Origin of the sequence: Micromonospora sp. WMMA1998 (assembly GCF_027497375.1) — a bacterium.
GTDB lineage: Bacteria > Actinomycetota > Actinomycetes > Mycobacteriales > Micromonosporaceae > Micromonospora > Micromonospora sediminicola.
Genome location: NZ_CP114911.1, coordinates 3,040,433 through 3,065,154, shown reverse-complemented (window position 1 = coordinate 3,065,154; position 24,722 = coordinate 3,040,433). Strand labels below are relative to the sequence as shown.

Genomic DNA, 24,722 nt, shown 5'->3' with positions numbered 1-24,722 from the left:
GCTGCGTGATCCGGCGACTCCTGCTAGACGACCGCGGCCCCGGCCGGTGACACGGGGTCACCGGCCGGGGCCACTCGTTGCGCGGCGACTCAGGAGATGTCGCGCCGGCGGATCGTCAGCACGCCGATCGCGCCGGTCACCACCGCGTACCCGATGAGCACCGCGGCGCCCGCCCACCGGGGCGGGTTGCCGGGGATCTCGGCGCCGCTGACCATCAGACCCGAGGCCAGCGACGGCACCAGCAGCTGGAGCTGGTTGATCCAGTCGCCGAACCGCTGCGCCAGCAGGCCGATGGCGATGGCCGCGCCGATGGTGCCACCCAGGTAGAGCAGGATGCCGGTCACGGTGGCGCCGATCTGGCTGCGGATCAGCACGCCGAGCCCGACGCCGAGCACCGACCAGAGCAGGTAGGCCAGCCCGTTGAGGGCCACCGCGCGCCAGACCGCCCCGCTGCCGAACTGCGCGCCGACGTCCGTGGCGTTCAGGATCAGCGGCGCGAAGATCAGGTTGAGCACCGTGGTGCCGATCCAGAACAGCAGCGCCAGCACGCCGGCGGCGGCCAGCTTGGCCAGCATCACCGCGGTGCGGTGCGGCGCGGTGAGGAACGTGGTGGTCACCGTCTGGTGGAAGAACTCGCTGGTCACCACCACGATGCCGAGCAGCATCACGATGAGCAGCCCGAAGAACTGCCCGTTGGTGTAAAGGTTGGCCGCGATGCTGTCGGCGCTGGAGACCGCCTGCACCTGGTCGGCCTGGTCGGCCGGCACGTCGCCGACGTTGCCGCTGGCCAGCGCGTCGGTCTGCAGCCAGTTGAAGAGCAGCGCGAGCCCCCACAGGGGAACGCTGATCAGCGCGAAGATCCACCAGGTGCTGGTGGTGCGGATCTTGAGCAGTTCGGATCGGACCAGCGTCATCGGATCTCCGCCTTTCCGGCCGTCAGCTCCAGGAAGACCCCTTCGAGGTCGGGTCGCTCGGTGGTCAGCTCGTGCAGCTCCACCTTGGCCGCCAGCGCGACGCGGCCCACGGTCGGCGCGTCCACGCCACCCACCAGGAGCGCGCCGTGCGGGTCGGCGTCGACCGTGGCGGACTGCTCGCGCAGCGCCGCGGCCAGCTCGTCCGCCTGCGGGGTACGCACCCGCACCCGGGCGCCGTGCGTCATCGAGCCCATCACCTGCTCGACCGGACCCTGCCGGACCAACTTGCCGGCGGCGATGATCACCACGTCGTCGGCGAGCAGCTGCATCTCGGAGAGCAGGTGGCTGGAGACCAGCACGGTACGACCCTCGGCGGCCAGCCCCTTGAGGAAGCCGCGCATCCAGCGGATGCCCTCCGGGTCCAGGCCGTTGGCCGGCTCGTCCAGGATCAGCACCTGCGGGTTGCCGAGCATCGCGGCGGCGATCCCGAGCCGCTGCTTCATGCCCAGCGAGTAGCCCTTGAACTTGCGCTTCGCCGCCGGGGAGAGCCCGACCAGGGCGAGCGCCTCGTCCGCCCGCTCCTTCGGCAGCCCGGCCGCCGCGCAGATCACCCGCAGGTGGTTGATGCCGGTGCGGCCCTTGTGCGCGCTGGACGCCTCCAGCACCGCGCCCACCGTGCGCAGCGGGTCGGTCAGGTCGGCGTACCGGTGGCCGCCGATGGTGGCCGTGCCGGCGGTCGGCGTGACCAGGTTGAGCAACATGCGCAGGGTGGTCGTCTTACCCGCGCCGTTCGGGCCGAGGAAGCCGGTGACCCGGCCCGGCTCGACGGTGAACGACAGGTTGTCGACCGCCCGGACGTTCTTGTATTGCTTGCTCAGGCCGGACACGATGATCTGGCCGGTCGCGGCACTGGGGCGTGGCTGCCCGTCGGACATCATTCTCCTCTCCTGCCCCGGCGCGCTGGACGCACGCCGGTGGGGGCGCCGTTGCGGGGGCGCCCCGCACAGCCTTCCAACCCGGCGCAAGGGGGTCAATCAGGCGGGATGCGTACGCGCCGTCCTCCTCAGGGAGGAGATCAGCTCGCCGGCACCGCGACCCAGGTGGCACGGGCCCGGCCGAGCAGGGTGCCGTCCGGCCCGTACAGGCTGGTGTGCACCTCCGCCTTCCGCCCCTCGCCGCCCACCGCGAGGCCGGTCACCACGCACTCGTCGCCGGGCCGCGGCAGCGCGGTGACCTGCGCGGCGATCCGGCCCAACACGTACGGGCGGCCGGGGGAGAGCACCGCCCAGCCGCCCGGGCAGTCCAGCGCCGCCCAGACCGTCGCCGGCACCACCTCGGCCGGCGCGCGGAACGGCGCGGCGGTCCGCCCGTCGGGCAACCGGCCGGGGAAGATCCGCAGCCCGTCCGGGCGTGTCGGCCCGCAGACGTAGCAGCCGGGGAACGGGTGGTCCACCAGACCGGGGTACGCCCGCGCGGCCTGCTCGGCCGTCGCCCGGTCCACCGGCGGCACGACCGCGTCGACCGGCTCGACCCGGCGTACCTCGGCGACCAGCCGGCCCTCCGGGTCGCGCACCTCGCCGTCGCCGCCGGTCAGCGGGGTGTCCAGCGGCGGCGGCCGGCGCAGCGTGACCTCCACCGGCCCCCGGTCGTCGAGCAGCGCGGCGAAGATCCCGGCGCTCCAGCCGCCGTTGCCGGAGCCGTCCGGTCCGTGGAAGCGGGCCTCGACGAGCATGTGCACCTCCGGGTCCGTGCGCCGCCGGCGCCGTCGTCGGCGGTCGCCCGGCAGCCTCGCACACCCGCCGGCACCGGTTCGCGCACGCCGCCGCCGACGGGCGTTCACCGGATCGACACCCCTCACCCCGGGGGCGGCAACCCGGGGCCCTTACACAGGACCCATGGCCGTTCTGCACGCCGCTGGCGCACCGCTCACGACCAGCGGTTACACCCTGCTGATCGCCGACGACCCGACCCTGGTCGCGGCCGCGCAACGCCTGCGCCACGAGGTGTTCGCCAGCGAACTCGGCGCCACCCTGCCGCCGGGGTCCGCCGGGCTCGACGCCGACGAGTTCGACGCCCACTGCGACCACCTGGTGGTGCTCCGCGAGGGCACCGAGGAGGTGGTCGGCACCTACCGGCTGCTGCCGCCCGGACGCACCGACCGGCGGTACGCCGACGGCGAGTTCGACCTGGCCCCGCTGGCCCCGCTCCGCGACGACCTGGTCGAGGCGGGGCGCTCCTGCGTGCACCCGGACCACCGCACCGGGGCGGTGATCAACCTGATGTGGGCCGGGATCTGCCGCTACCTGCACCTGCGTGGCTCGCGCTGGCTCGGCGGCTGCGCCTCGGTGCCGGTCGCCGACGGCGGGACCGCCGCCGCCGAGGTGTGGGCGCAGGTGCGGGCGCGGCATCTCGCTCCGCCGCCGCTGCGGGTCACCCCGCGCCGGCCCTGGCTCGCCGAGGCGCCGGCCGCCGTCGACCCCGTCACGCTGACCGCCGCCGAACGCCGGGCGCTCGTCCCGCCGCTGCTCCGCGGCTACCTGCGGCTCGGCGCGTGGGTCGGTGGCGAGCCCGCGTACGACCCGGACTTCGGCTGCGCCGACTTCTACGTGCTCTTCTCGCTGGACCGGATGAACCCGCGCTACCTGAAGCACTTCCTCGGCGAGGTCGGCTCGTGACCGCCGAGGGGCTCTGGCGGCCCGCCTCGGGCTGCGGGCCGGACTGCCTGCCGCCGCCCGCCGCGCCGGACGTGTCGTGGGCGCGACGGGCCGGGCGGCTGCTCGGCGTACTCGCGATGGTGTTGGCCGGGGTCGGCCTGGCCGCGGTGCTGCCGCTGCTGCCGGCGCCCGACCGGCGGGCGGCGCTGCGCCGCTGGGCCCGGGGGACGCTGCGCGCCCTCGGCGTCCGGCTGACGGTCCGGGGCCGGCCGCCGCGCCGCCGCGCGCTGCTGGTCGCCAACCACGTCTCCTGGTTGGACGTCCTCGCGGTGCTCGCCGTCACGCCGGCCCGGATGCTGGCCAAGCGCGAGGTCCGGGGCTGGCCGGTGGTCGGCGCGCTGGCCGCCGCGGCCGGCACGGTCTTCGTGGACCGCGCCCGACCGCACGAGCTGCCCGCCACGGTCGGCCGGGTGGCCGACGCGTTGCGTGCCGGGCACCCGGTGGCGGTGTTCCCGGAGGGCACCACCTGGTGCGGCGCGGTGACGGACTGCCGCCCCGCCCGGGGCTTCCGACCGGCGATGTTCGAGGCCGCGGTCGTCGCCGGGGCGCCAGTGGTACCGCTCGGCCTCGCCTACCGGCACGCCGGCGACCCGAGCACGCTGCCCGCGTTCCTCGGCGAGGAGACGCTCTGGGCGTCGGTGCGCCGGGTGCTGGCGGCCCGGGACCTGACCGTGGCGGTCACCGTGGCGGCCGCCCTGCACCCGGCCGACGGGGCGGACCGGCGGCTGCTGGCCCGAGCCGCCGAGTCCGCCGTCCACCCGGCGCCGCCCGCCCGGACCCGGGTGACCCGTTCCGTCCCGGTGCTCGGTGACCCGACCGGGTATCCGCTCGCGCCGGCACCCCGGTCCCGCTCCCGGAGCGCCCCGGCCGTGGCAGATGCGCCGCCGATCACCGGTACCCCTTCCCGCGGGCCGGATCTCGACCTGGCCGCCTGACCACTCCATCGCCCAGTCACCGCGCCCCACCCCTCAGGACGCCCACAGATCTTGGTACGAAGCGGCCCTCAGGGCGGGCCTCCACGTACCAAGATCTCGGGCGTTCATGAGGTGAGCGCAGGGACGCGCACTCGACTCGTCGATCAAGGAGTTTGCGTCGGCGGTCGGCCCGGAACTCGACGCGAACTCCTTGATCAACAAGCGGGAAGGCGACGCGATACGGTCGCGATAGCGACTTGTTCAGTCGCGATGTATCGCGTTATGGTTCTCTCGTCATCGGGCGTGCCCCTGGGCGGCGCGCGACGAGGGGAGAAACCATGGCCAGCTGGACGGTCGACAGCCCGCGGCGGCTCACCCTGGACGAGCCGGTCACCCGGCTGGAGGTCCGGCTGGTCAGCGGCCGGCTCAACGTGGTGGCCACCGACGGCCCGGCCCGGGTCGACGTCACCCGGATCAGCCGCCGGCCACTCGTGGTCGAGCTGCGCGACGGCCAATTGACCGTCCGGCACGAGCGGACCACCCGTTGGCCGGGCGTGCTCTGGTGGCTGGGTCAGCTCCGCCGCCGCTACCGCGCCGAGGTGTCCGTGGCCGTGCCGGCCGAGGCGCTGGCCGACCTGCACCTGGTCGACGGCGCGCTGGTCGCCTCCGGGCTGCGGCGCGACACCCGGGTCGACGTCACCTCCGGCCAGGTCACCCTGATGGGGCTGCGTGGCCGCACCACCGCCAAGGTCGTCTCCGGCCCCGTCGAGGCGCTCGGCATCGGCGGCGACCTCGACCTGGAGACCGTCTCCGGCGAGCTGATCCTGGCCGACAGCGCACCCGAGCGGGTCCGCGCCCACGCCGTGTCCGGCTCGATCACCTGCGACCTGGACAACCCGCGCGGCAGCGAGATCCGGCTCAGCGCCATCTCCGGCAGCATTACCGTGCGGGTCCGCGAGGACAGCGACCTCAGCGTGCACCTGCACACCACCTCCGGCCGGATCACCAGCGGCTTCCCGCAGATCTGCGGCGGCCAGCACGGCTTCGGCGCGGTCAAGGACAGTCACGGGGTGCTCGGCGGGGGCGCCGGTAAGCTCTGGGCGTCCGCGACGTCCGGCAGCATCGCGCTGCTGGCCCGCCCGGTCGCGGACGCCGACGACGTGGAGGACCTGCCGTGACCGCCGTGTTCAGTCACGGGCGGCTCCGGCTCTACCTGCTCAAGCTCCTCGACGACGGGCCCAAGCACGGCTACGAGCTGATCCGCCTGCTGGAGGAGCGCTTCCTCGGCCTCTACGCGCCCAGCGCCGGCACCATCTATCCCCGGCTCCAGCGGCTGGAGGTGGAGGGTCTGGTGACCCACACCGCCGTGGGCGGGCGCAAGGTCTACGAGATCACCGACGCCGGCCGGGCCGAGCTGCGGCAGCGGGCCGACGAGCTGGCCACCCTGGAGGCCGACATCAGCGCCTCCGTCGAGGACCTCGCGGCGCTCGCCGGCGAGATCCGCACCGAGGTACGCGGTTCGGTGCGCGACCTGAAGCGGGAGCTGCGCGAGGTGGCCCGGCAGACCCGGCAGGGCCGCTGGACGCCGCCGACCCCGCCGCCGCGGCCGGCCGGCAACGGCGGCCCGCCCGGCCCGGCCGAGTCGCCGTTGCTCGCCGAGTTCGACCAGCGGCTGGCCGCGTTCACGGTCGAGGTGGGCGCCCTGGTCCGGGCCGGGCGGCTCAGCGACAACCAGCTCCGCACCGCGATCCGGGTGCTCGACGGCGCGCTCGACGGGCTGCGGCGACTGCTCCGCTGAGCTCACAGGTTGTTTCCAGGTGGCGCCCAGCGCGACCGCAGCCGGAGCACGGATGATGGGAGCCATGGCGGCTACCCAGACCGAGGCCCGACTGCTCGTCGTCGAGGACGATCCCAACATCCTCGAACTGCTCTCCGCGAGCCTGCGCTTCGCCGGTTTCGACGTGGCGACGGCGACCAGCGGCAGCGCCGCGCTGCACGCCGCCAAGGACCACCGGCCCGACCTCGTCGTGCTCGATGTGATGCTGCCCGACCTGGACGGTTTCGAGGTCATCCGGATGCTCCGCGAGGGTGGCACGCGTACCCCGGTGGTGTTCCTGACCGCGCGGGACGCCACCGACGACAAGATCCGTGGGCTGACCCTGGGCGGCGACGACTACGTCACCAAGCCGTTCAGCCTGGAGGAGCTGACCGCCCGGATCCGGGCCGTGCTGCGGCGCACCGCGACCGGCGAGCACGCGCCGTCCCGGCTCACCTTCGCCGACCTGGAGCTGGACGAGGAGACGCACGAGGTGCACCGGGCCGGCCAGCGGGTGCAGCTGTCGCCGACCGAGTTCAAGCTGCTGCGCTACCTGATGCTCAACGCCAACCGGGTGCTCAGCAAGGCGCAGATCCTCGACCACGTCTGGAACTACGACTTCCGCGGTGACGACAACATCGTCGAGTCCTACATCTCCTACCTGCGGCGCAAGGTCGACAACACCCAGCCCCGGCTGATCCACACCCTGCGCGGGGTGGGCTACGTGCTCCGCAAGCCGGCGGCGTGAGCGCCGTCCACGACGCGAAGGGCTGGCTGCGCGGGGTCCCGCTGCGGCTCAAGCTGGTCACCGCCGTGTTGGCGCTGGTCGGCGGGGCCCTGCTGGTTATCAGCGTCTCCACCGCCTACTTCCTGCACAACTATCTGGTGGGGCGGATAGACGGCGAGCTGAACGACCAGCTCGACCGGGGCGTGACCGTCAGTCAGGAGAATCTGAGCACGCTGCCGACCGACTACCTGGTCGCGCAGTGGAACAGCACCGTCCGGCAGGGCAAGGTGGCACGCGACCGCGCGCTCAACGACCAGGACCTGCCAGCGGGCATCGGCAAGCAGAGCTGGTACGACGAGCACGCCAACGGGGAGGCGTTCACCGACGACGGCGCGGACAAGCGGGTGCGGTGGCGGTTGATGGTGCGGCAGGACGGCGAGGACTCGTACCGGGTCGTCGGGCAGAACCTGGACGACGTCGATCTCTCCGTCCGGCAGCTGCTCTGGATAGACCTCCTGGTCGGCGGTGCGGTGCTGATCATCCTGGCGTCGGTGGGCGCGGGCATCGTGCGTACCAGCCTCAAGCCCCTGGTGGAGATCGAGCGGACCGCGGCGGCCATCGCCGGCGGCGACCTGACCCGGCGGGTGCCCGACCCGGAGGAGGGGCGGGCCTGCCCGACCTCCGAGCTGGGCCGGCTCTCCCGGGCGCTGAACGCGATGCTGGCCCAGATCGAGGCCGCGTTCACCGCGCGGGCCGCTTCCGAGGCGGCGGCGCGCAGCGCCGAGATGGGCGCCCGGGACGCGGCCGCGTACGCGCAGGCGTCGGAGGCGCGGGCCCGCCGCTCGGAGGAGCGGATGCGGCAGTTCATCGCGGACGCCTCGCACGAGCTGCGTACCCCGCTGACCACCATCCGGGGCTTCGCCGAGCTGTACCGGCAGGGCGCGGCGCGGGCGCCGGAGCAGACCGCGGACCTGCTGCGCCGGATCGAGGACGAGGCGTCCCGGATGGGGCTGCTGGTCGAGGACCTGCTGCTGCTGGCCCGGATGGACCGGGAGCGGCCGATCGCGCTGGCCCCGGTGGAGCTGCCGGTGCTGGCCTCGGACGCGGTGGAGGCGGCCCGGGTGGTGGACCCGGATCGGCGGATCGAGCTGGAGCGGGAGCCGGGTTCCGGCCCGCTGGTGGTGCTCGGCGACGACGCCCGGCTGCGCCAGGTCATCGGCAACCTGATGACCAACGCGCTCACCCACACGCCGTCGGACGCCGCGGTGACGCTGCGGCTGCGGGCGGAGACCGGCAACGTCGCCGTGGTGGAGGTCGCGGACACCGGGCCCGGCCTGACCCCGGAGCAGGCCGAACGGGTCTTCGAGCGGTTCTACCGGGTGGACGCCGCCCGGACCCGGCGGGCCGGCGGGCCGACCAGCACCGGGCTCGGCCTGGCCATCGTGGCCGCGCTGGTGGCGGCGCACCACGGCACGGTCGAGGCGGCCGAGACGCCGGGCGGGGGCGCCACGTTCCGGGTGAAGCTGCCGCTGCTGCCGGAGTCGCCGGAGCCGGGCGAGTGACTTACAGAAAACATTCAGGCGGATTCCAGGCTGGTGACAGTGCCACGGGGAAAGCTGGTGTCATGACCGAGCACGAGACCGATCCGCAGCGGTCGCCGGCCCCCGCCGACGCCGAGCCGTCGCACCACACCGCCGAGCTGCCCCGCGTCGAGAGCGGGACGTCGGACTCCACCACCAACCCGGCCGCCGCGCCGGTTCCGGCCGACTCCCCGGCCGCCGGAACCGCCGCCCACGCCGGCTCTTCCCACACGCCGACTCCGTCGGGGTGGGCGACCCGGCCCGGCCCGGACGCGCCGGTCGCCTCAGGCGCCCAGGCCGACCCGTCCGCCCACGGCGGCCAGAGCACCCCCGCCGGCTCGCCGGGCAACCCGTACGGGCCGCCCGCCGCGACGCCGTCCGCCCCGCCCTACCCGGTCTCCGGGCCGTCGCAGCAGCCCTACCCGTGGTACGGGGGACAGCACCAGGGTGGTTGGGCGCAGCAGGGCGGCGCCGGCTACCCGTCGTCGCCGCACTCCGGTGGCCCGGTGCCGACCTACCAGGCCCAGCCGCACCAGCAGTACCCGCACCAGGCCGGGCAACCGGTCCCGCCGTGGGGCCCGCAGCAGCCGGCGCGGCCGAGCCGGGCCGGCAAGTTCGTCGGCGCGGGCGCGCTGGCGCTGGCCCTGATGCTCGGTTCGGGCGTGGCCGGCGGCGCGCTGGCCCTCGCACTCGACGACGGCGGCGGCGTCACCCGCACCTACTCCGCCGCCCCGGTGATCAACAGCGCCGACCTGCCCAAGATCGCGGCTGCGGTCCAGGACAGCATCGTCACGATCATGACGAGCAGCGGTGAGGGCTCCGGGGTGATCCTCAGCGCCGACGGGTACGTGCTGACCAACAACCACGTGGTCGCCTCCGCCGGCGGGGACACCGTCAAGGTGGTCTTCGCCGACGGCAAGACCGCCACGGCGAAGATCGTCGGGACCGACCCGAAGACCGACCTCGCGGTGGTCCAGGCCAGCGGCGTGAGCGGCCTGAAGGCGGCGAAGTTCGGCGACAGCGACGCCATGCAGGTCGGCGACCAGGTGCTCGCCCTGGGCAGCCCGCTCGGCCTCCAGGGCTCGGTGACCGCCGGCATCCTGAGCGCCCGCGACCGCACCATCGCCGCCGGCGAGGGCGGCCAGCAGCAGAACCCGCAGCAGGGCGCCAGCTCGATCTCCGGGCTGCTGCAGACCGACGCGCCGATCAACCCGGGCAACTCCGGCGGTGCGCTGGTCAACACCCGGGGCGAGGTGATCGGGATCAACACCGCGATCGCCACCGCCGGGCAGGGCAGCAACGGCAACATCGGTGTCGGCTTCGCCATCCCGAGCAACAAGGCCAAGGACGTGGCCGAGAAGCTCCAGCGGGGCGAGAAGGTCAGCCACCCGTCGCTCGGGGTCAGCGTGAACGCCGCCGAGGACGGCGGCGCCCTGGTCGCCGCCGTCACGCCGGGCAGCGCCGCCGAGAAGGCCGGGCTCCAGCGGGGCGACGTGATCACCAAGTTCGGCGACACGGTGATCAACGACTCCAACGATCTGGTCGGCGCCGTGCAGGCCGGCAAGGTCGGCGACCGGGTCGAGGTCCAGTACAAGCGAAACGGATCGGCCGAGACGGCAACCGTGACGCTCGCCGAGACGTCATAGTCCGCGAGACCTGCCTCCCTCCCGGGCGGCGGGTGACGGAGCCAAGGGGGTTGGCTCCGTCACCCGCCGCCCTTTTTCCGCGCCTCACCCGGTGGGGGTGAGCCGGGCTCACCCCCACCGGCGGCACCCTCGGGGCATGACCACCACCGTCGCCGCGCGCACCGACCAGGAGATCCAGCGGGACGTCCTCGCCGAGCTGGACTGGGACGCGCAGACCCGGCCCACCGAGATCGGCGTGACCGTCGCCGAGGGCGTGGTCACGCTCACCGGTCAGGTCGACAGCTACGCCCGGCGGTGGGCGGCCGAGCGCTGCGCGCACCGGGTACGCGGGGTGCGTGCCGTCGCCAGCGAACTCGACGTCGACCTGCCCGCCACCGACCGGCGTACCGACGCCGACATCGCGATCGCGGCCAGCCGGGCGCTGGAGTGGGACAGCTTCGTGCCGGCCGAGCGGCTGGACGTGACCGTCGCCGACGGCTGGGTCATGCTCCGCGGCGAGGTGGAGTACGGCTTCCAGCGTCGGACCGCCGAACGCGAGCTGCGCCGACTGCGGGGCGTACGCGGGGTGACCAACCTGGTCGAGGTGCGCCCGCCGACTCCGCCCAGCGACGAGCAGAACCGCCGTGACCTGCGCCGCCTGCTCATCCGGCGGACCGGGACCAAACGTGTCGACGCCCGGGTCGAGGGCGACACCGTGGTGCTCGCCGGCGTGGTGCGCGCCTGGTGGCAGCGGGAGGAGGCGGAACGGGCGGCCTGGGCCCTGCCCGGCGTACGGGAGGTGCACGTCGGGATCGTGGTGACCGACTGAGCGTCGACCGCCCGTCGTCGACGTCGGCCGATGGCCGGCGGCGCCGCCGTTTACCGCCGGTCGGGTCGGGAACCCGCCGCCGATCGGGTACGCCGGGGACCAACGGGGAGGGCTCGTGGCCGTGGACCAGCCGGACCGCGCGTGGACCGGACCTCTCCGGATCGCGATGGTGGTGCCGCCGTGGCTCTCGGTGCCGCCACCCGGGTACGGCGGGCTGGAGACGCTGGTGGCCGGGCTGGTCGACGCGCTGATCGACCGGGGGCACGCGGTGACGTTGTTCGGCGCGGGCACGGAGCACGGCACGAACGCCCGTTTCGTCTCCACCTGCGCGGAGTTGCAGTACGACCGGCTCGGCGAGTCACTGCCCGAGCTGGCCCACCTGGCCCACGTCGACCGCCTGGTGGACCCGGCCGACTTCGACCTGGTGCACGACCACACCACCATCGGCCCGATGGTGGCCGGCCGCCGCCGCGTCCCCACCGTGGCCACGGTGCACGGCAACCCCGTCGGCGAGTACGGCACGGTGCTCAGCAACACCGACCGGGGCGTGGGCCTGATCGCGATCTCGCACGCCCAGCGCCGGGCCAACCCGGGCCTGCCGTGGGTCGGCACGGTGCACAACGCGATGCCGCTGCGGGACGTCCCGCGCAAGCGGTCGCCCGGGGCCGGGCCGGTGCTCTGGCTCGCCCGGTTCAGCCCGGACAAGGGCCCGGACGTGGCGATCCGGGCCTGCCGCGCGGCCGGGCTGCCGCTCACCCTGGCCGGCAAGTGCCACGAGCCGGCCGAGCGCCGCTACCTGGAACAGGTGGTCGAGCCGATGCTGGACTCCGACGTCACGCTGGTGGTGAACGCGGACCGCGAGGCCACGCTCCGGCTGTTGCTCGACGCGCGCTGCCTGATCATGCCGATCCAGTGGGCGGAGCCGTTCGGCATGGTGATGGTGGAGGCGATGGCGACCGGTACGCCGGTGGTCGCGCTGGGCCGGGGCGCGGTGCCGGAACTGGTCCGACCGGGCGTCACCGGGCTGGTCTGCGACCACGCCGACGAGCTGCCGGCGGCCCTGCGGGCGGCGGCCGGCCTGGACCCGGCCGACTGCATCGCGCACGTCGCGGAGAACTTCTCGGTGGAACGGATGGCCGCCGACCACGAGGCGGTGTACCGGGGCTTCCTGGCCGCCCGGGCCACCACCGAACGCCCGCGCGCGGTCACCCCGGTCGTCGCCGGCTGACCGGTCAGGTCGGCCCGGCCAGCAGCCGCGCGGCGGCGGCGTCGAGCTGCCGCGCGTACCCGGGGCTGATGCTGCCCTCGCGCCGGCGCTCGGCGATCTTGCCGCGGAGCCGGTCCACGGCGGCGGTCACCTCGCCCTCGTCGGCGGCGACCGCGTTGCGCAGCAGGTTGCGTAGGTCGACGCCGACGTCGTCGCGGATCTGCCCCTCCGCCAACCCGGCCGCGATCAGCCCGTCGACCCGCTCGGCCGCGTCGGCCGGGTCGCCGGCCGGAGCGGTCGGCCCGACGGTGGCGGCCGGCGGCGCCGGCTCGGTGGACGGGGTTCCGGCCGCCTCCTGCGGCGCGCTGGACGGCACCCGCACCGGCGCGGTGGTCGGCAGCACCTCGGGGTGGCTCGGCCGGTCCGGCGTCAGCGCGGGCACCAGCAGCGCGGCGGCGGCGACCACCGCCACGCCGGCCCCCGCCCACGCGAGCGCCCGCCGCCGGTGCGGCGCGGGTCCTGTCGGCGCCGCAGCCACGGTCGCCGTCGTCGCGTGCGGGGGAGCGGGCACCGCGGGCAGGGTCATCGTCGGCGCCAGCATGGTGGCGGCCTGCGGGTCGGCGGGCAGCAGCTGGTCGCGGAGCACGGCCGCCACCCGGTGCGCGGTCGGCCGGCGGCGCGGGTCCCGGTCCAGGCAGCGCAGGCAGATCTCCGCGACCGGCCGGGGCAGCCCGGGTACGCCGTCCAACGTGGGCGGCGGGCTGTCCGCCAGCGCGGCGCTCAGCTGCTCCCAGGTGTCCGCCGGGTACGGCGGCTGGCCGGTCAGCGTCTCGAACAGCAGCACGCCCAGCGAGTAGACGTCGGTGGCCGGCTGGGCCGGGGCGCCGTCCAGCCGTTCCGGCGCCACGTACGCCGGGGTGCCGAACGTGCCGCCGTCCTCGTCCTCGTCCGGCGCGCCGATCCGGGTGGCGATGCCGAAGTCGAGCACCTTGGCGCCGTTGCCGGTCATCATCACGTTGGCCGGGGTCACGTCCCGGTGCACGATGCCGAGCCGGTGCGCCGCGGCGAGCGCCTCGGCCACCTGGGCGCCCGTCTCCACCGCCGCCGGCCAGGGCAACGGCCCCTCGGTCAGCCGGTGCTCCAGCTCCTCGCCGCTGAGCAGCTCCATCACCACGAACGAGGTGATCGAGCCGTCCGGGGCCACCGTCTCGCCGTAGTCGTGCACGGCGGTGACGTGCGGGTGGTCGAGCTGGGCGGCGGAGCGGGCCTCCTCGCGCACCATGTCCCGGAACCGGGCGTCCGCGGCGAGCGAGGGGGCGAGGACCTTGACCGCGACCACCCGGTCGAGCACCTCGTCACGGGCGCGCCAGATCACCGACATGCCGCCGGCGCCGATCCGGTCGATGAGCCGGTACCGCCGGGCCAGCAGACGGCCGGCCTGCAGTGTCGCCATCACCTCGCACCTGCCTGGGCTCGGGAGCGCTACCAGGTTGCGGGAATGTGTCCGACCTGTCAACGGCCGTCCGATCCCGGATCGCGCCCCGCGCGCCCCCGCTGACCGTCCGTGACGGCCGTGGTCGGCCCCGCCGCCACCGACGGGCCGGGCTGTGGGCCGCGTGCCAGGATGAACGGCATGGCAGGTGGTCCGGTGGCGTTCGTGCTCGGCGGCGGGGGAGTGCTCGGCGCCGTCGAGGTGGGCATGCTGCGGGCCCTGTTCCGCCACCGGATCCGACCCGACCTGGTGCTCGGCACGTCGATCGGCGCGGTCAACGGCGCGCTGGTGGCCGCCGACCCGACCGAGGCGGTCACCGACCGGCTGGTCCGCCTCTGGGCCTCCCCGGAGGCCAGCGAGGTGTACGGCGACTCGGTCGCCCGGCAGCTGCGCCGCTTCGCCGCGCGTACCCACCTGCACTCGCCCCGCCCGCTGCGGCGCCTGCTGGAGAGCGAGCTGGGCGAGGGCACCACGTTCGCCGACCTGGCCGTGCCGTTCCGCTGCTGCGCCGCGAACATCGAGCGCGCCGCCGAGCACTGGTTCAGTGAGGGCCCGCTGGTGCCGGCCGTGCTCGCGTCCGCCTCGGTGCCGGGGCTGCTGCCACCCACCCAGATCGCCGGGCAGCACTACATCGACGGCGGGGTGGTCAACTCGATCCCGGTCGGCGAGGCGGTGGCCGCCGGCGCGACGCAGATCTTCGTGCTCCAGGTGGGCCGGATCGAACGCGAGCTGAGCCCACCGCGCCGGCCCTGGGAGATCGCCCAGGTCGCGTTCGAGATCGCCCGCCGGCACCGGTTCGCCCGGGAGATGGCGGCGCTGCCGGACGGCGTCGCGGTGCACGTGCTGCCGACCGGCGGTCTGGACCCGCGCGACGACAGCCCGTGGGCGTACCGGGACATGGCGGCCGTGGGGCGGCGGATCAGCCGGGCGTACACCGCCTCGCGCCGCTACCTGGACACCGCGCTGGAGCGCTGATGCCGCTGCCACCCCGCTGGCTACGCCGCTTGCTGCTCGCGCCCGGCGTGGTGCTGCTCGCCGTCGCCGTGGTGACCACGCTCCCGGTCTGGGCGTTGCTGGCGCTGGCCGCGTCGCCCCTGGTGCCGGGGCGGTTGCGCCCGCTGCGTCTGCTCTGGATCGGCGCCGTCTACCTGGTCTGGGACGCCGCCGCGCTGCTCGCCCTCTTCCTGCTCTGGGTGGCCTCCGGCTTCGGCGCGTACAAGCGGTCGCCGGCGTTCCAGCGGGCCCACTACGTGGTCGCCGGCCGGTTCCTGCGGGTGCTGTTCTGGCAGGCCCGGTGGACGCTGCGGCTGAGCATCGACGTGGTCGGCACCGACCCGGACACCGCGCTGCCCGGCCGGCCCGAGCTGGTGCTCTGCCGGCACGCCGGGCCCGGCGACTCGTTCATCCTGATCCACGCGCTGGTGAACTGGTTCCACCGGGAGCCCCGGATCGTGCTCAAGGAGAGCCTCCAGTGGGATCCGGCCATCGACGTGCTGCTCAACCGGCTGCCCAACCGGTTCATCGCGCCCGGCGCGGACGGCCGGGACTCGGCGGTCCGGCAGATCGGCCACCTGGCCACCGGCCTGGACGACGACGACGCCTTTGTGATCTTCCCCGAGGGCGGCAACTTCACCCCGGCGCGCCGGCTGCGCGCCATCGCCCGGCTGCGGTCGCTCGGCCTGGAGCGGATGGCACTGCGCGCCGAGCGCATGCAGCACGTGCTCGCCCCGCAGCCGGGCGGGCTGCTCGCCGCGCTCGACGCCGCGCCGGACGCCGGGGTGATCTTCGTGGCGCACACCGGGCTCGACCAGATGCTCACCGTCGCGGACGTGTGGCGTGAGCTGCCGATGGACAAGCGGATCGTGATGCGGTTCTGGTCCGTCCCACCGGAGGAGATCCCGGCCGGCAAGCAGGAACGCGTCGACTGGCTGTTCGACTGGTGGGGCCGCATCGACAGGTGGGTCGCGGCCAACCGGGACGGCACAACCGACGCCTGACCGGATTACCGCGCGGTGCGCGGCGGCGGCGCGGTCGTCCGCGTAGGGTGCGCTGGTGGAGCAGATCTGCGTGGTGACGACCGTGGTGGACGCCCGCGGGGTGGCGGACGTCCTGGCGGCTGCCGCCGTCGCCGGCCGACTGGCGGCGTGTGCCCAGGTCGGCGGGCCGGTGGACAGCACCTACTGGTGGCAGTCGGCGATCCAGACCACCGCCGAGTGGTCGGTGCGGTTCAAGACCGCGCCGGACCGGGTGGACGCGCTCGTCGACCAGCTCCGCGTCAACCACCCGTACGAGGTGCCGGAGATCCTGGTCAGCCGCGAGGACAGCGGCAACCCCGACTACACCGCCTGGGTACGCGAGCACACCCGGCCCTAGGTACGCCTACTCTGTCGGCCCGCCCCGGGGGCGACGACGCTGGCGGGGTGGAGAACACCGGCTACCCCTGCCCCGGTTGCGGCGCCCCGGCCGACCTCGTCGCCGGATGCCGCGGCTGCGGCCGCCCGCCGTACCCGCCCGCCGCCGAGGTGGTCCGGCTGGACCGGGAGATCGCCGCGCTGACCCCGCGGGTCGAGGCGGCCCGGTCCGCGTACCAGGATCTCGCCGGCCGGCTCTCCACGGTCCGGCAGGCCCGGGCGGCGCTGGCCGCCCGGATCCGCCTGGAGATCCCCGCGCCGCGTCCGGTCGCCGCGCCGGCGCCGGCCGTCGCCGGGCCGCCGGCGGTACGGCCGCTGCCGCCCGTCGCGCCGGCCCGGCCCGGCGGCGCGGAGACCTCCACCCGGGCCGTGCAGGGCCTGCTCTTCGTCCTGGGTGGACTGTTGCTCGGCACCGCCGCGGTGGTCTTCACCGCGGTCGCGTGGGCCGCGTTCGGGGTGGCCGGTCGGGCGTTGATCCTGCTCGCGGTCACCGTGGTCGCCCTCGCCGCGCCGCTGGTGGCCCGGGCGCGCGGGCTGCGCGGCACCGCCGAGACGATCGCCGCGGTGGGTCTGCTCCTGGTGATCCTGGACGGGTACGCCGCCTGGTCGGTGAACCTGTTCGGGGTGGCCGGCTGGCCGGGCAGCCGGTACGCCGCGCTGGTGGCGGCGGCCGCCGCGCTGGTGGCCGCCGGGTACGGACGGCTCAGCCGCCTCACCGGGCCGTGGTTCGCGGCGTGGCTGGCCGCGCAGCCGGTGCTGCCGCTGGCCGTGGCGGCGGCCCGGCCGGGCCCGGCGGGTTGGGCGCTGGTCCTGACCGCGCTGGCGCTGGGCGACCTCGTGGTGGTGGTCGCCCTGCGTCGCCGGGCCCGCGCCGGTGGGGGGTCGGCCGCCGGGGCGGTGCTGGCCGGCGAGGTGCTCGGTTGGGTCGGGCACGGCGCGGCGCTGGCCCTGGCGGCCGGCTGCGCGCTGGTGCCGCTGGCGCTCGGCCGGGCCGCCGGCACGCCGCTGCTGGCCGGCGGCCCGCTGCTGGTGGTCGCGCTGGCCCTGGTCGCCGGCGCGGTCGCGGCCGGCGGGCGGCTCTGGCGGGCGGTGACCGCCGGCCTGCTGGCGCCGGTGCTCGCGGTCGCGCTGCTGCGGCCGGTGGCCGAGATGCGTCCCGGGCTGCTGCTGCTCGCGGCCGGGCTCACGGTGGCGGTGCTGGCCGGGGCGGTCCGGGCGGTGCCGGCGGGGCTGCGGACCGGCCCCCAGGTGGGCGCCCTCGCGGTGGCCGCCGGGCTGGGGCAGGTCACCGTCGTGCTCACCGGGCTGGTGGCGGCCGCGAGCGCGGCCGTCGCCTTCCCGGCCTGGCAGGGCGGCCGGACCGCGCCGGGCCCGTCCTGGGGCTGGCAGCTGCCGCCGGCGTTGCTGCTCACCGCCGGCGCGGTCGCGCTGCTGACGCCCCGGGCCGCCCGGCCGCTGGTGGGAGCGGTCGCCGCCGGGCTGACCGGCCTCGCCCTGCCGGCGACGGCCGCGACGCCGTGGCCGCTGGTGCTGGTCGTCGACCTGGTCGTGGCCGCCGCGCTGCTGCTGGCCGCCGTGGCCCGCCCGCGCCCGGGCCGGGTCGTCGTTCCGGTCGCCGCGTCGACCGGCGCGGTGCTGCTCGGGCACGCGCTGCTGGTGGGCTGCGCCGCGCCGGCCGGGGCGGGCACCGTGCTCGCCGTGTCGGCCGCGCTGGGCGTGACGGTGGCCGCGCTCGGTCGGCGCGGCCGGGGCGCGCAGCCGGTGGTCGGCGGCGTCGCGTTGGCCGTGGCGCTGGTCGCCGTACCGGCCGGGGTGGCGGTCGCGCTGCTCGGCCTGGGCGCGCCGCCCTGGTGGCAGTTGCGGGGCGCGACCGCCGCCGTCGTGGTGCCGGTGGTCGCCGTCCTGGTGGTCCGCCGCACCTGGCCCGACCTGAGCGGGTACGCCTCGGCGGGGCTGGCCGTCACGCTCGCCGGCGTCGGTCTCGGGCCGCTGGTCGGGCCGGGCGCGGAACCGGTGGGGCTCTACGCCGTGACGGGTGTGCTGCTGGCGCTGGCCGCCGGTGGCGGGGCCCGACCGGCACCCGCCCCGCGCGCGGTCGGCTTCGCGCTGGCCGGGCTCGCGCTGCTGGTCGCCCTGCCGGTGGCGCTGGCCGTGCTGGTGGACCTGCCGGTCCGGCCCTGGTCCGGGGTGCCCGCCGGTCCGGCGGCGCCGGGGGAGGCGGCCCGGGCCGGGCTGGTGCTGCTGCTCCTGGGCGTCGCCGCTGCGGCGTACACCCGGGTCGCTTCGCCGGGCGGGAGCCGGCGGCTGCCGGTGCTGGCCGCGTCGCCGTTCGCCGCGACGGCCCTGCCGGTGCTGCTGGCGGCGGCCGGCGCGCCCTGGCCGGTGGTGCCGGCGCTGGCGTTCGGGACCGGGCTCGTGGCGTTGCTGGCCGCCGCGTCGGCCGGCCCGCGTCCGGCGCTGCCGGCCGTGCTGACGCCACTGGGGACGGTCCTGGTGGTGACCGGTCTCGGTGGCCTGCTGGCCACCCGCGCCGGGACGCTCGCCGGGCTGGGCGCGCTCGTGGTGTCCGGTGCCGTGGCCGGGGTGACGGGCCGCCCGGCCGCGGTCCGGCTCGCCGGCTGGCTGGGTGCGGTGGCCTCGGCCACCGGCTTCGCGCTCACCGCGTCGCTGGCGGCCGGGCTGCCGCTGCGTACCGCCGGGTTCGCGGTTCTGGCCGTGGCGGCGGTGACCCTGCACGCGGTGCCGGCGCTGCGCGGCGGAGCGTTCGGGGTGCCGGCGCTGGAGGCGGCGGCCCAGGCGGTGGCGCTGCTCGCGCTGTTGCTCACCGTCGACTCGCTGCGCCACGCGGCGGCGGTGTGCGTGCTGTGGGGGGCGGCCGTCGCGCTGCGGGTGCTGCGTCGGGGCGAGACGCCGGCCGGGCGGCGGGCACTGGCGGGCGGCGCGGCGGCAAGTGAACTGTTCGGCGGCTGGCTGCTGCTCGGCGCCGGCGGGGTGACGGTGCTGGAGGCGTACACGGTGCCGGCGGCCGTGCTCGCGCTCGCCGCCGGTCTGGTGGCGCTGCGGCACCGGCCGGGGCTGACCAGTTGGCTGGCGCTCGGCCCGGGGCTCGGCGCGGCGTTGCTGCCCAGCCTCGTCTCGGTGCTGGCGTCCGGGGAGCCGCAGCCGTGGCGTCGCCTGGCGCTCGGGCTGGTGGCGCTCGGGGTGGTGCTCGGCGGGGCGGTCCGGCGCTGGCAGGCCCCGGTGGTGCTGGGCGCGGCCACGCTGGTGCCGTTGGCGCTGCACGAACTGGCCCGGGGCTGGGACCTGCTGCCCCGTTGGATCTTCCTCGGGCTGGGCGGCGTGCTGCTGATCGCCCTGGCCGCCACCTACGAGCGCCGCCGCCGCGACCTGGCCCGCCTGCGCACCCTGGTCGGCCGCCTGACCTGACCCCTCCGTCGATCTTGCACTTGTGGCCCAGGCCAAAGGGGTACTCCCGACTTAAGGCGGGCCGGAAGTGCAAGATCGACGGGACGGGTGGGGGTAGCACCACCGGGGATCGGGGGGTGTGCGGGATTAACTCCGGGTGGTCGGGTCGGGAGGATCGGTCACGGAGAGTCGCGCGGCGTGCGCGGCTCGCGGCACCGGGGGGCGACACACGCATGAGCACTTCGACGGTGGCGGGACCGGGGACGCGGCGGGGCAGCGACTACGCGCGCCTGTCCCGCCGGGTCGCCGAGGCGGGTCTGTTACACCGGCGGCCCGGCCGGTACGCCGTCCGCATCGTCCTCACCCTGGGCGCCTTCCTGGCCGGCTGGGCGCTGGTGGCGGCGGTCGGTGACTCCTGGTGGCAGCCGGCGCTGGCGGTCGGAATGGCGGTGGCCACCACCCAGGTGGCGTTCCTCGGCCACGACGCGGGGCACCGGCAGATGTTCCGCCGGCGCGGGCCGAGCGAGGTGGCCGGCCTGGTCGCCGGCAACCTGGCGGTCGGGCTCAGCTACGGCTGGTGGGTGGACAAGCACAACCGGCACCACGCCAACCCGAACCACACCGACGAGGATCCGGACGTCGGCGCCGGCGCGCTGGTCTGGACGCACGAGCAGGCGCGGGCCACCCGGGGCCTGAGCCGGTGGATGGCCCGCCGACAGGCATGGCTGTTCTTCCCGCTGCTGCTGCTGGAGGGGTTGGCGCTGCACGTGGCGAGCGTCCGGGCGCTGACCGGCCGGGAGCCGGACGGCCGGTGGCGCGTCCCGGTGCGGCACCGGGCGGTGGAGGGGCTGCTGCTGGCGGCGCACGGCGTCGGCTACGTCGGCCTGCTCCTGGCGGTGATGTCCCCGGGCAAGGCGCTGGTCTTCGCCGCCGTGCACCAGGGACTGTGGGGCCTCTACATGGGGTGCGCGTTCGCCCCCAACCACAAGGGCATGCCGATGCCGACCGCCGAGGACGACCTCGACTACCTGCGCAAGCAGGTGCTCACCTCACGCAACGTGCGCGGCGGCCGCGTCGTCGACCTGGCGCTGGGCGGCCTGAACTACCAGATCGAGCACCACCTGTTCCCGAACATGCCCCGCGCCAACCTGCGCCGGGCCCGGCCGCTCGTCCGGGCGTACTGCGCCGAACAGGGCGTCCCGTACGCGGAGACCGGGCTGGTCGAGTCGTACCGGCAGGCGTTGGCGCACCTGCACGACGCGGGCCGCCCGCTGCGGGCGGGCTGAGTCGGGGGGAGACACGGCAGGGGGCGTCGGGGGGACGTCCCCTGCCGTGGCGCGCGCCCCTTCCGGGCGGGCGGCACCGGGCCGCCGTCGGGAGCGGCCGGTAGGGTCGTCGCATGGTGGGACGACGCGCCACGGTGGTGGCGCGCGGCCCGGCGGGGCGGATCGCCCCGGGCGGGTCAGGCGACGACATCGTGCGGAGCGCGGCATGAGATTCGAGATCAGCAAGGTGCTGGACGCCATCGAGGGGCGGGTCTGCACCGACCCCTCGCTGGCCCGGGCCGTGGTCGACCTGGCCGAGGTCATCCGCTGGCAGAACCTGGACGGTGGCCGGCCGGCCAGCCTGCTGCGGCTCGGCATGGTGATCGACGCCCTGTCCCGGCAGATCGGCGAGGACAGCGTTCCGGTCTACGCGATCGTGCACCGGGCGCTGCTGTCCGACGCGGACCTGACCTCCAACGAGCGGATGGTGGTCCGCCGCTGGGCCGACGACGGCCTGGTGGAGGTGCTCGACCAGCCCGGTGACCGGATGTTGGAGGTGGCCGACCTGCTCGGTCTGCCGGTGCTCACCCGGGCCCGGTTGGACGGGCTCGTCGGCCGCTACCCGTGGCTCGGCCAGGCCGGACGGGTGCTCGCCCCGGTGCCCGGCGCCGGTGGTCCGGTCTTCATCGCGCACGTCGGCGGCGGGCAGGACCCGACCACGGGCAGCCGCTCGCCGGCCGGGGTCAAGGTCCTCTCCCGGCAGTGGCGCTGCCCCGAGCCGGGGTGCGCCCTGTTCGGCGGTGGCGGGGGCGGTGGCGCGTTCGCCGACCTGGCCGCGGTGGACCGTGCCCCGGCCGAGCAGCCGCCGCCCACGCTGCGCACCGGTGTGCCCACGTGTCCCCGGCACGGCGCCCGGCTCTCCGACGGCGGGCCGCGTCCGCGCAGCGAGGTGCTGGCGGTGCGGATCGGCGGGCTGGTGCGGCGGCGATTCGCGCTCACCGAGACCGAGCCGGTGGCGGTCGGGCGGGCACCGGACGGGCCGGGCGGGGTGACGCTCGGCCAGTGGCTCAACGACGAGGCCCGGCGCTGGATCAGCCGCAGCCACGTCCAGTTCACGCTGGGTCGGGGCGGCGAGGTGGTGGTCACCGACACCAGCACGAACGGCTCCGGCGTGCGGCCGGGCGGGTCCATGGTCGAGACGGAGCGGATCCCGCTGCCGCCACAGCAGTCCCGGGTGCTGAGCGAGGGCGACCTGATCGAGCTGTATCCGGGCGTGCAGGTCGGCCGCGCCGGCGAGATGGCCAGCGACGCGACCTACACCCCGAACTCGGTGATGGCCGAGGCGCCGACCATGGCGATGCGGCTGCCGCGCCCCTGACCGGCGCACGCGAGGGCGCCGGGACCGTCGTGGTCCCGGCGCCCTGTCGCGTACGGAATCAGCCGGCCAGCACGGCGGCGAGCTGCGCCACCGCGTGGTCGATCTCGTCCTCGGTGATCACCAGCGGCGGGGCGAGGCGGATGGTCGAGCCGTGGGTGTCCTTGGCCAGCACCCCCCGTTCCATCAGCCGCTCGCAGGCCTCCCGGCCGCTCATCAGCGCCGGGTCGATGTCGACGCCCGCCCAGAGGCCGCGGACGCGGACGGCGACGAGGCCCTTGCCGAGCAGCGCCTCCAGCCCGGTCCGCAGCCGCTCACCCAGCTCGGCCGAGCGGCGCTGGAACTCGCCGGTGGCGAGCAGCCGGACCACCTCGGTGGCGACGGCGCAGGCCAGCGGGTTGCCGCCGAAGGTCGAGCCGTGCTGGCCGGGCTTGAGCACGCCGAGCACGTCGGTGTTCGCGGCCACCGCGGAGACCGGCACGATGCCGCCGCCGAGGGCCTTGCCCAGCAGGTACATGTCCGGGACGACGCCCTCGTGGTCGCAGGCGAAGGTGTGGCCGGTGCGGCCCAGGCCGGACTGGATCTCGTCGGCGATGAAGAGCACGTTCCGGTCGGTGCAGAGCCGGCGCACGCCGGGCAGGTAACCCTCCGGCGGCACCACGACGCCCTGCTCGCCCTGGATCGGCTCCAGCAGCACGGCCACCGTGTTCTCGTCGATCGCCGCGGTGAGCGCGTCCAGGTCGCCGTAGGGGACCACGGTGAAGCCCGGCGTGTACGGCCCGAAGTCGGCCCGCGCGTCCTCGTCGGTGGAGAAGCTGACGATCGTCGTGGTGCGGCCGTGGAAGTTGCCCTCCGCCACCACGATGTTGGCCTGGCCCGGGGTCACACCCTTGACCTGGTAGCCCCACTTGCGGGCGACCTTGATGCCGGTCTCCACCGCCTCGGCGCCGGTGTTCATCGGCAGCACCAGCTCCTTGCCGCAGAGCGCGGCGAGTTCCCGGCAGAAGTCGGCGAACTGGTCGTGGATGAACGCCCGGCTGGTCAGCGTGAGCCGGTCGAGCTGCGCGTGCGCGGCCTCGATCAGCTTCGGGTGCCGGTGGCCGAAGTTCAGCGCGGAGTAGCCGGCCAGGCAGTCCAGGTAGCGGCGGCCGTCCACGTCGGTCAGCCAGGCACCCTCGGCCGACGAGATCACCACGGGCAGCGGGTGGTAGTTGTGCGCCGTGTGACGCTCCGCGTCCCGGACCGCGGACGGAGTCCGCAGCATGTCGTCGATGATCACTTGCTCGCCTTTCCCTGACGGAGTCGCAACGTGCAGCACTTCGGTCCGCCGCCGGCCTTGCGCAGCTCGGACAGGTCGATGCCGATGGTCTCGTAACCCCGGTCGCGCAGCTTCGCGGCCAGGTCGGTGGCCTGCGCGGGCAGCACCACGTGCCGACCGTCGCTGACCGCGTTCAGGCCCAGCACCTCGGCGTCGGCCATGGTGGCGTGGATCGCGTCCGGGAAGAGGCGGCGCAGCACCGCCCGGCTGCCCGGGGAGAACGCCTCCGGCAGGTACGCCACGGTCCGCTCGTCGAGCACGGTGAGCGCGGTGTCCAGGTGGTAGAAGCGCGGGTCCACCAGCTGCATGGTGACCACCGGGTAGCCGAAGACCTCCTGGAGCTGCGCGTGCGAGGCGTGCGCGGTGCGGAACCCGGTGCCGGCGAGCAGGTGGTCGCCGACCAGCAGGACGTCGCCTTCGCCCTCGTTGACGTGCTTCGGGTCGTGCATCTCGAAGCCGGCGGCCTCGAACCAGGCCCGGTAGGCGGGCGCCTCGTCGGCGCGCTGCGGGTCGCGGAACTGCACCGCCATCGCCTTGTCGTCGATCACGGTGCCGCCGTTGGCGGCGAAGACCATGTCCGGCAGCCCGGCGACCGGGTCGATCAGCTCGACCTCGTGCCCCAGGTCGAGGTACGTCCGGCGGAGCTGCTCCCACTGCCGGATCGCCAGGTCGGCGTCGACCGGGGCGGTGGGGTCCATCCACGGGTTGATCGCGTAGTCGACGGCGAAGTACGTCGGCCGGCACATGAGGAAGCGCTGGCGGGTGGCGTCCATCGTCATGTCGTGCTCCCAGGGTCGGGCGCGCCCGGCCACGGTCGGCCCACGGGCTGGCGCCGTGGTCCAACGTTATGCGCCCCGGTACGACGACATCCACCGTGAAAACGTGCGTGCGGCGTCGGATCGTTGCGTTGAACGGGTCGCTGACGAAAGATCGTTGCGCTGACGCTGAGTGGCGGTGCGGGGTGTGCCCGCGGGAGGCGGCGGGATCTCGTCCTGGCCCGCCGCGTGACTGTCCGTGACAGCGTGCTGGGACTACATGGCTCAGCAGGCATATACCGCTCGGTCATGATTATGACTCACCGGTATGTCGCTCTCAGGTGACCACCTGTCCGAGGCCCGCGAGGGCGGCCC

The 24,722-nt window shown here is 75.3% G+C and carries 21 protein-coding genes; 15 read left to right on the top strand and 6 right to left on the bottom strand.

Going from position 1 to position 24,722, the window contains the following annotated elements; translation table 11 throughout:
• Positions 1-89: 89 nt before the first annotated feature.
• The 3 genes from O7600_RS13620 to O7600_RS13610 form a co-directional block, all read right to left on the bottom strand.
• Complete coding sequence (locus tag O7600_RS13620; protein ID WP_099163808.1) at positions 90-914, bottom strand: ABC transporter permease; 825 nt, start codon at positions 912-914, stop codon at positions 90-92.
• On the bottom strand, positions 911-1,849 hold the full coding sequence (locus O7600_RS13615) for an ABC transporter ATP-binding protein (RefSeq protein ID WP_281594152.1): 939 nt from the start codon (positions 1,847-1,849) through the stop codon (positions 911-913). The genes O7600_RS13620 and O7600_RS13615 overlap by 4 nt, the downstream gene beginning before the upstream one ends.
• 140 nt (positions 1,850-1,989) lie before the next feature.
• Positions 1,990-2,646: a hypothetical protein gene (locus O7600_RS13610; protein WP_281594151.1), complete on the bottom strand. Its 657-nt coding sequence runs from the start codon at positions 2,644-2,646 to the stop codon at positions 1,990-1,992.
• Positions 2,647-2,809: 163 nt separating this feature from the next.
• Here O7600_RS13610 and O7600_RS13605 point away from each other — a divergent pair, with 163 nt between their 5' ends.
• The 9 genes from O7600_RS13605 (at position 2,810) to O7600_RS13565 (ending at position 12,347) form a co-directional block, all read left to right on the top strand.
• The gene (locus tag O7600_RS13605; protein WP_281593924.1) at positions 2,810-3,589 is read left to right on the top strand and encodes a GNAT family N-acyltransferase; all 780 of its coding nucleotides are present in this window, start codon (positions 2,810-2,812) and stop codon (positions 3,587-3,589) included.
• Positions 3,586-4,563 (top strand): lysophospholipid acyltransferase family protein, encoded by a 978-nt coding sequence (locus O7600_RS13600; RefSeq protein ID WP_281593923.1) that lies wholly within the window; start codon positions 3,586-3,588, stop codon positions 4,561-4,563. The genes O7600_RS13605 and O7600_RS13600 overlap by 4 nt, the downstream gene beginning before the upstream one ends.
• Before the next feature lie 317 nt (positions 4,564-4,880).
• The gene (locus O7600_RS13595) at positions 4,881-5,720 is read left to right on the top strand and encodes a DUF4097 family beta strand repeat-containing protein (protein WP_281593922.1); all 840 of its coding nucleotides are present in this window, start codon (positions 4,881-4,883) and stop codon (positions 5,718-5,720) included.
• A complete protein-coding gene (locus tag O7600_RS13590) occupies positions 5,717-6,340 on the top strand; it encodes a PadR family transcriptional regulator (RefSeq protein WP_281593921.1) in 624 nt (207 codons plus the stop codon). The genes O7600_RS13595 and O7600_RS13590 overlap by 4 nt, the downstream gene beginning before the upstream one ends.
• A gap of 64 nt (positions 6,341-6,404) precedes the next feature.
• The gene (locus O7600_RS13585; protein WP_088646020.1) at positions 6,405-7,106 is read left to right on the top strand and encodes a response regulator transcription factor; all 702 of its coding nucleotides are present in this window, start codon (positions 6,405-6,407) and stop codon (positions 7,104-7,106) included.
• A complete protein-coding gene (locus tag O7600_RS13580; RefSeq protein WP_281593920.1) occupies positions 7,103-8,647 on the top strand; it encodes a HAMP domain-containing sensor histidine kinase in 1,545 nt (514 codons plus the stop codon). Before O7600_RS13585 ends, O7600_RS13580 begins: the two co-directional genes overlap by 4 nt.
• Positions 8,648-8,709: 62 nt before the next feature.
• Positions 8,710-10,311 carry a trypsin-like peptidase domain-containing protein gene (locus O7600_RS13575; protein WP_281593919.1) on the top strand — a complete coding sequence of 534 codons (1,602 nt, stop codon included), beginning with the start codon at positions 8,710-8,712 and terminating at the stop codon, positions 10,309-10,311.
• A 136-nt stretch (positions 10,312-10,447) separates the two neighbouring features.
• The gene (locus tag O7600_RS13570; protein ID WP_281593918.1) at positions 10,448-11,119 is read left to right on the top strand and encodes a BON domain-containing protein; all 672 of its coding nucleotides are present in this window, start codon (positions 10,448-10,450) and stop codon (positions 11,117-11,119) included.
• 115 nt (positions 11,120-11,234) lie between these two features.
• Positions 11,235-12,347, top strand: coding sequence for a glycosyltransferase family 4 protein (locus tag O7600_RS13565; RefSeq protein WP_281593917.1), 1,113 nt, complete (start codon positions 11,235-11,237; stop codon positions 12,345-12,347).
• A 4-nt stretch (positions 12,348-12,351) separates the two neighbouring features.
• Here the strand turns inward: O7600_RS13565 and O7600_RS13560 are convergent, their stop codons facing one another.
• Positions 12,352-13,779 carry a serine/threonine protein kinase gene (locus O7600_RS13560; RefSeq protein WP_281593916.1) on the bottom strand — a complete coding sequence of 476 codons (1,428 nt, stop codon included), beginning with the start codon at positions 13,777-13,779 and terminating at the stop codon, positions 12,352-12,354.
• Positions 13,780-13,959: 180 nt separating this feature from the next.
• Here O7600_RS13560 and O7600_RS13555 point away from each other — a divergent pair, with 180 nt between their 5' ends.
• From O7600_RS13555 to O7600_RS13530, 6 genes are all read left to right on the top strand, one after another.
• The gene (locus tag O7600_RS13555) at positions 13,960-14,793 is read left to right on the top strand and encodes a patatin-like phospholipase family protein (RefSeq protein ID WP_281593915.1); all 834 of its coding nucleotides are present in this window, start codon (positions 13,960-13,962) and stop codon (positions 14,791-14,793) included.
• On the top strand, positions 14,793-15,815 hold the full coding sequence (locus tag O7600_RS13550) for a 1-acyl-sn-glycerol-3-phosphate acyltransferase (protein WP_281593914.1): 1,023 nt from the start codon (positions 14,793-14,795) through the stop codon (positions 15,813-15,815). Before O7600_RS13555 ends, O7600_RS13550 begins: the two co-directional genes overlap by 1 nt.
• A gap of 55 nt (positions 15,816-15,870) precedes the next feature.
• The gene (gene cutA, locus O7600_RS13545; RefSeq protein WP_281593913.1) at positions 15,871-16,191 is read left to right on the top strand and encodes a divalent-cation tolerance protein CutA; all 321 of its coding nucleotides are present in this window, start codon (positions 15,871-15,873) and stop codon (positions 16,189-16,191) included.
• 47 nt (positions 16,192-16,238) lie between these two features.
• Positions 16,239-19,655 (top strand): hypothetical protein, encoded by a 3,417-nt coding sequence (locus O7600_RS13540; protein ID WP_281593912.1) that lies wholly within the window; start codon positions 16,239-16,241, stop codon positions 19,653-19,655.
• A gap of 212 nt (positions 19,656-19,867) precedes the next feature.
• Complete coding sequence (locus O7600_RS13535; RefSeq protein WP_281593911.1) at positions 19,868-20,920, top strand: acyl-CoA desaturase; 1,053 nt, start codon at positions 19,868-19,870, stop codon at positions 20,918-20,920.
• A gap of 205 nt (positions 20,921-21,125) precedes the next feature.
• Positions 21,126-22,277 carry an FHA domain-containing protein gene (locus O7600_RS13530; protein ID WP_281593910.1) on the top strand — a complete coding sequence of 384 codons (1,152 nt, stop codon included), beginning with the start codon at positions 21,126-21,128 and terminating at the stop codon, positions 22,275-22,277.
• 58 nt (positions 22,278-22,335) lie between these two features.
• Here O7600_RS13530 and rocD read toward each other — a convergent pair whose 3' ends face one another.
• The gene (rocD, locus tag O7600_RS13525; protein WP_281594150.1) at positions 22,336-23,550 is read right to left on the bottom strand and encodes an ornithine--oxo-acid transaminase; all 1,215 of its coding nucleotides are present in this window, start codon (positions 23,548-23,550) and stop codon (positions 22,336-22,338) included.
• Entirely contained in the window at positions 23,550-24,365 is an 816-nt protein-coding gene (gene ddaH / locus O7600_RS13520) for a dimethylargininase (protein WP_281594149.1), read from the bottom strand. The genes rocD and ddaH overlap by 1 nt, the downstream gene beginning before the upstream one ends.
• Positions 24,366-24,722 lie beyond the last annotated feature (357 nt).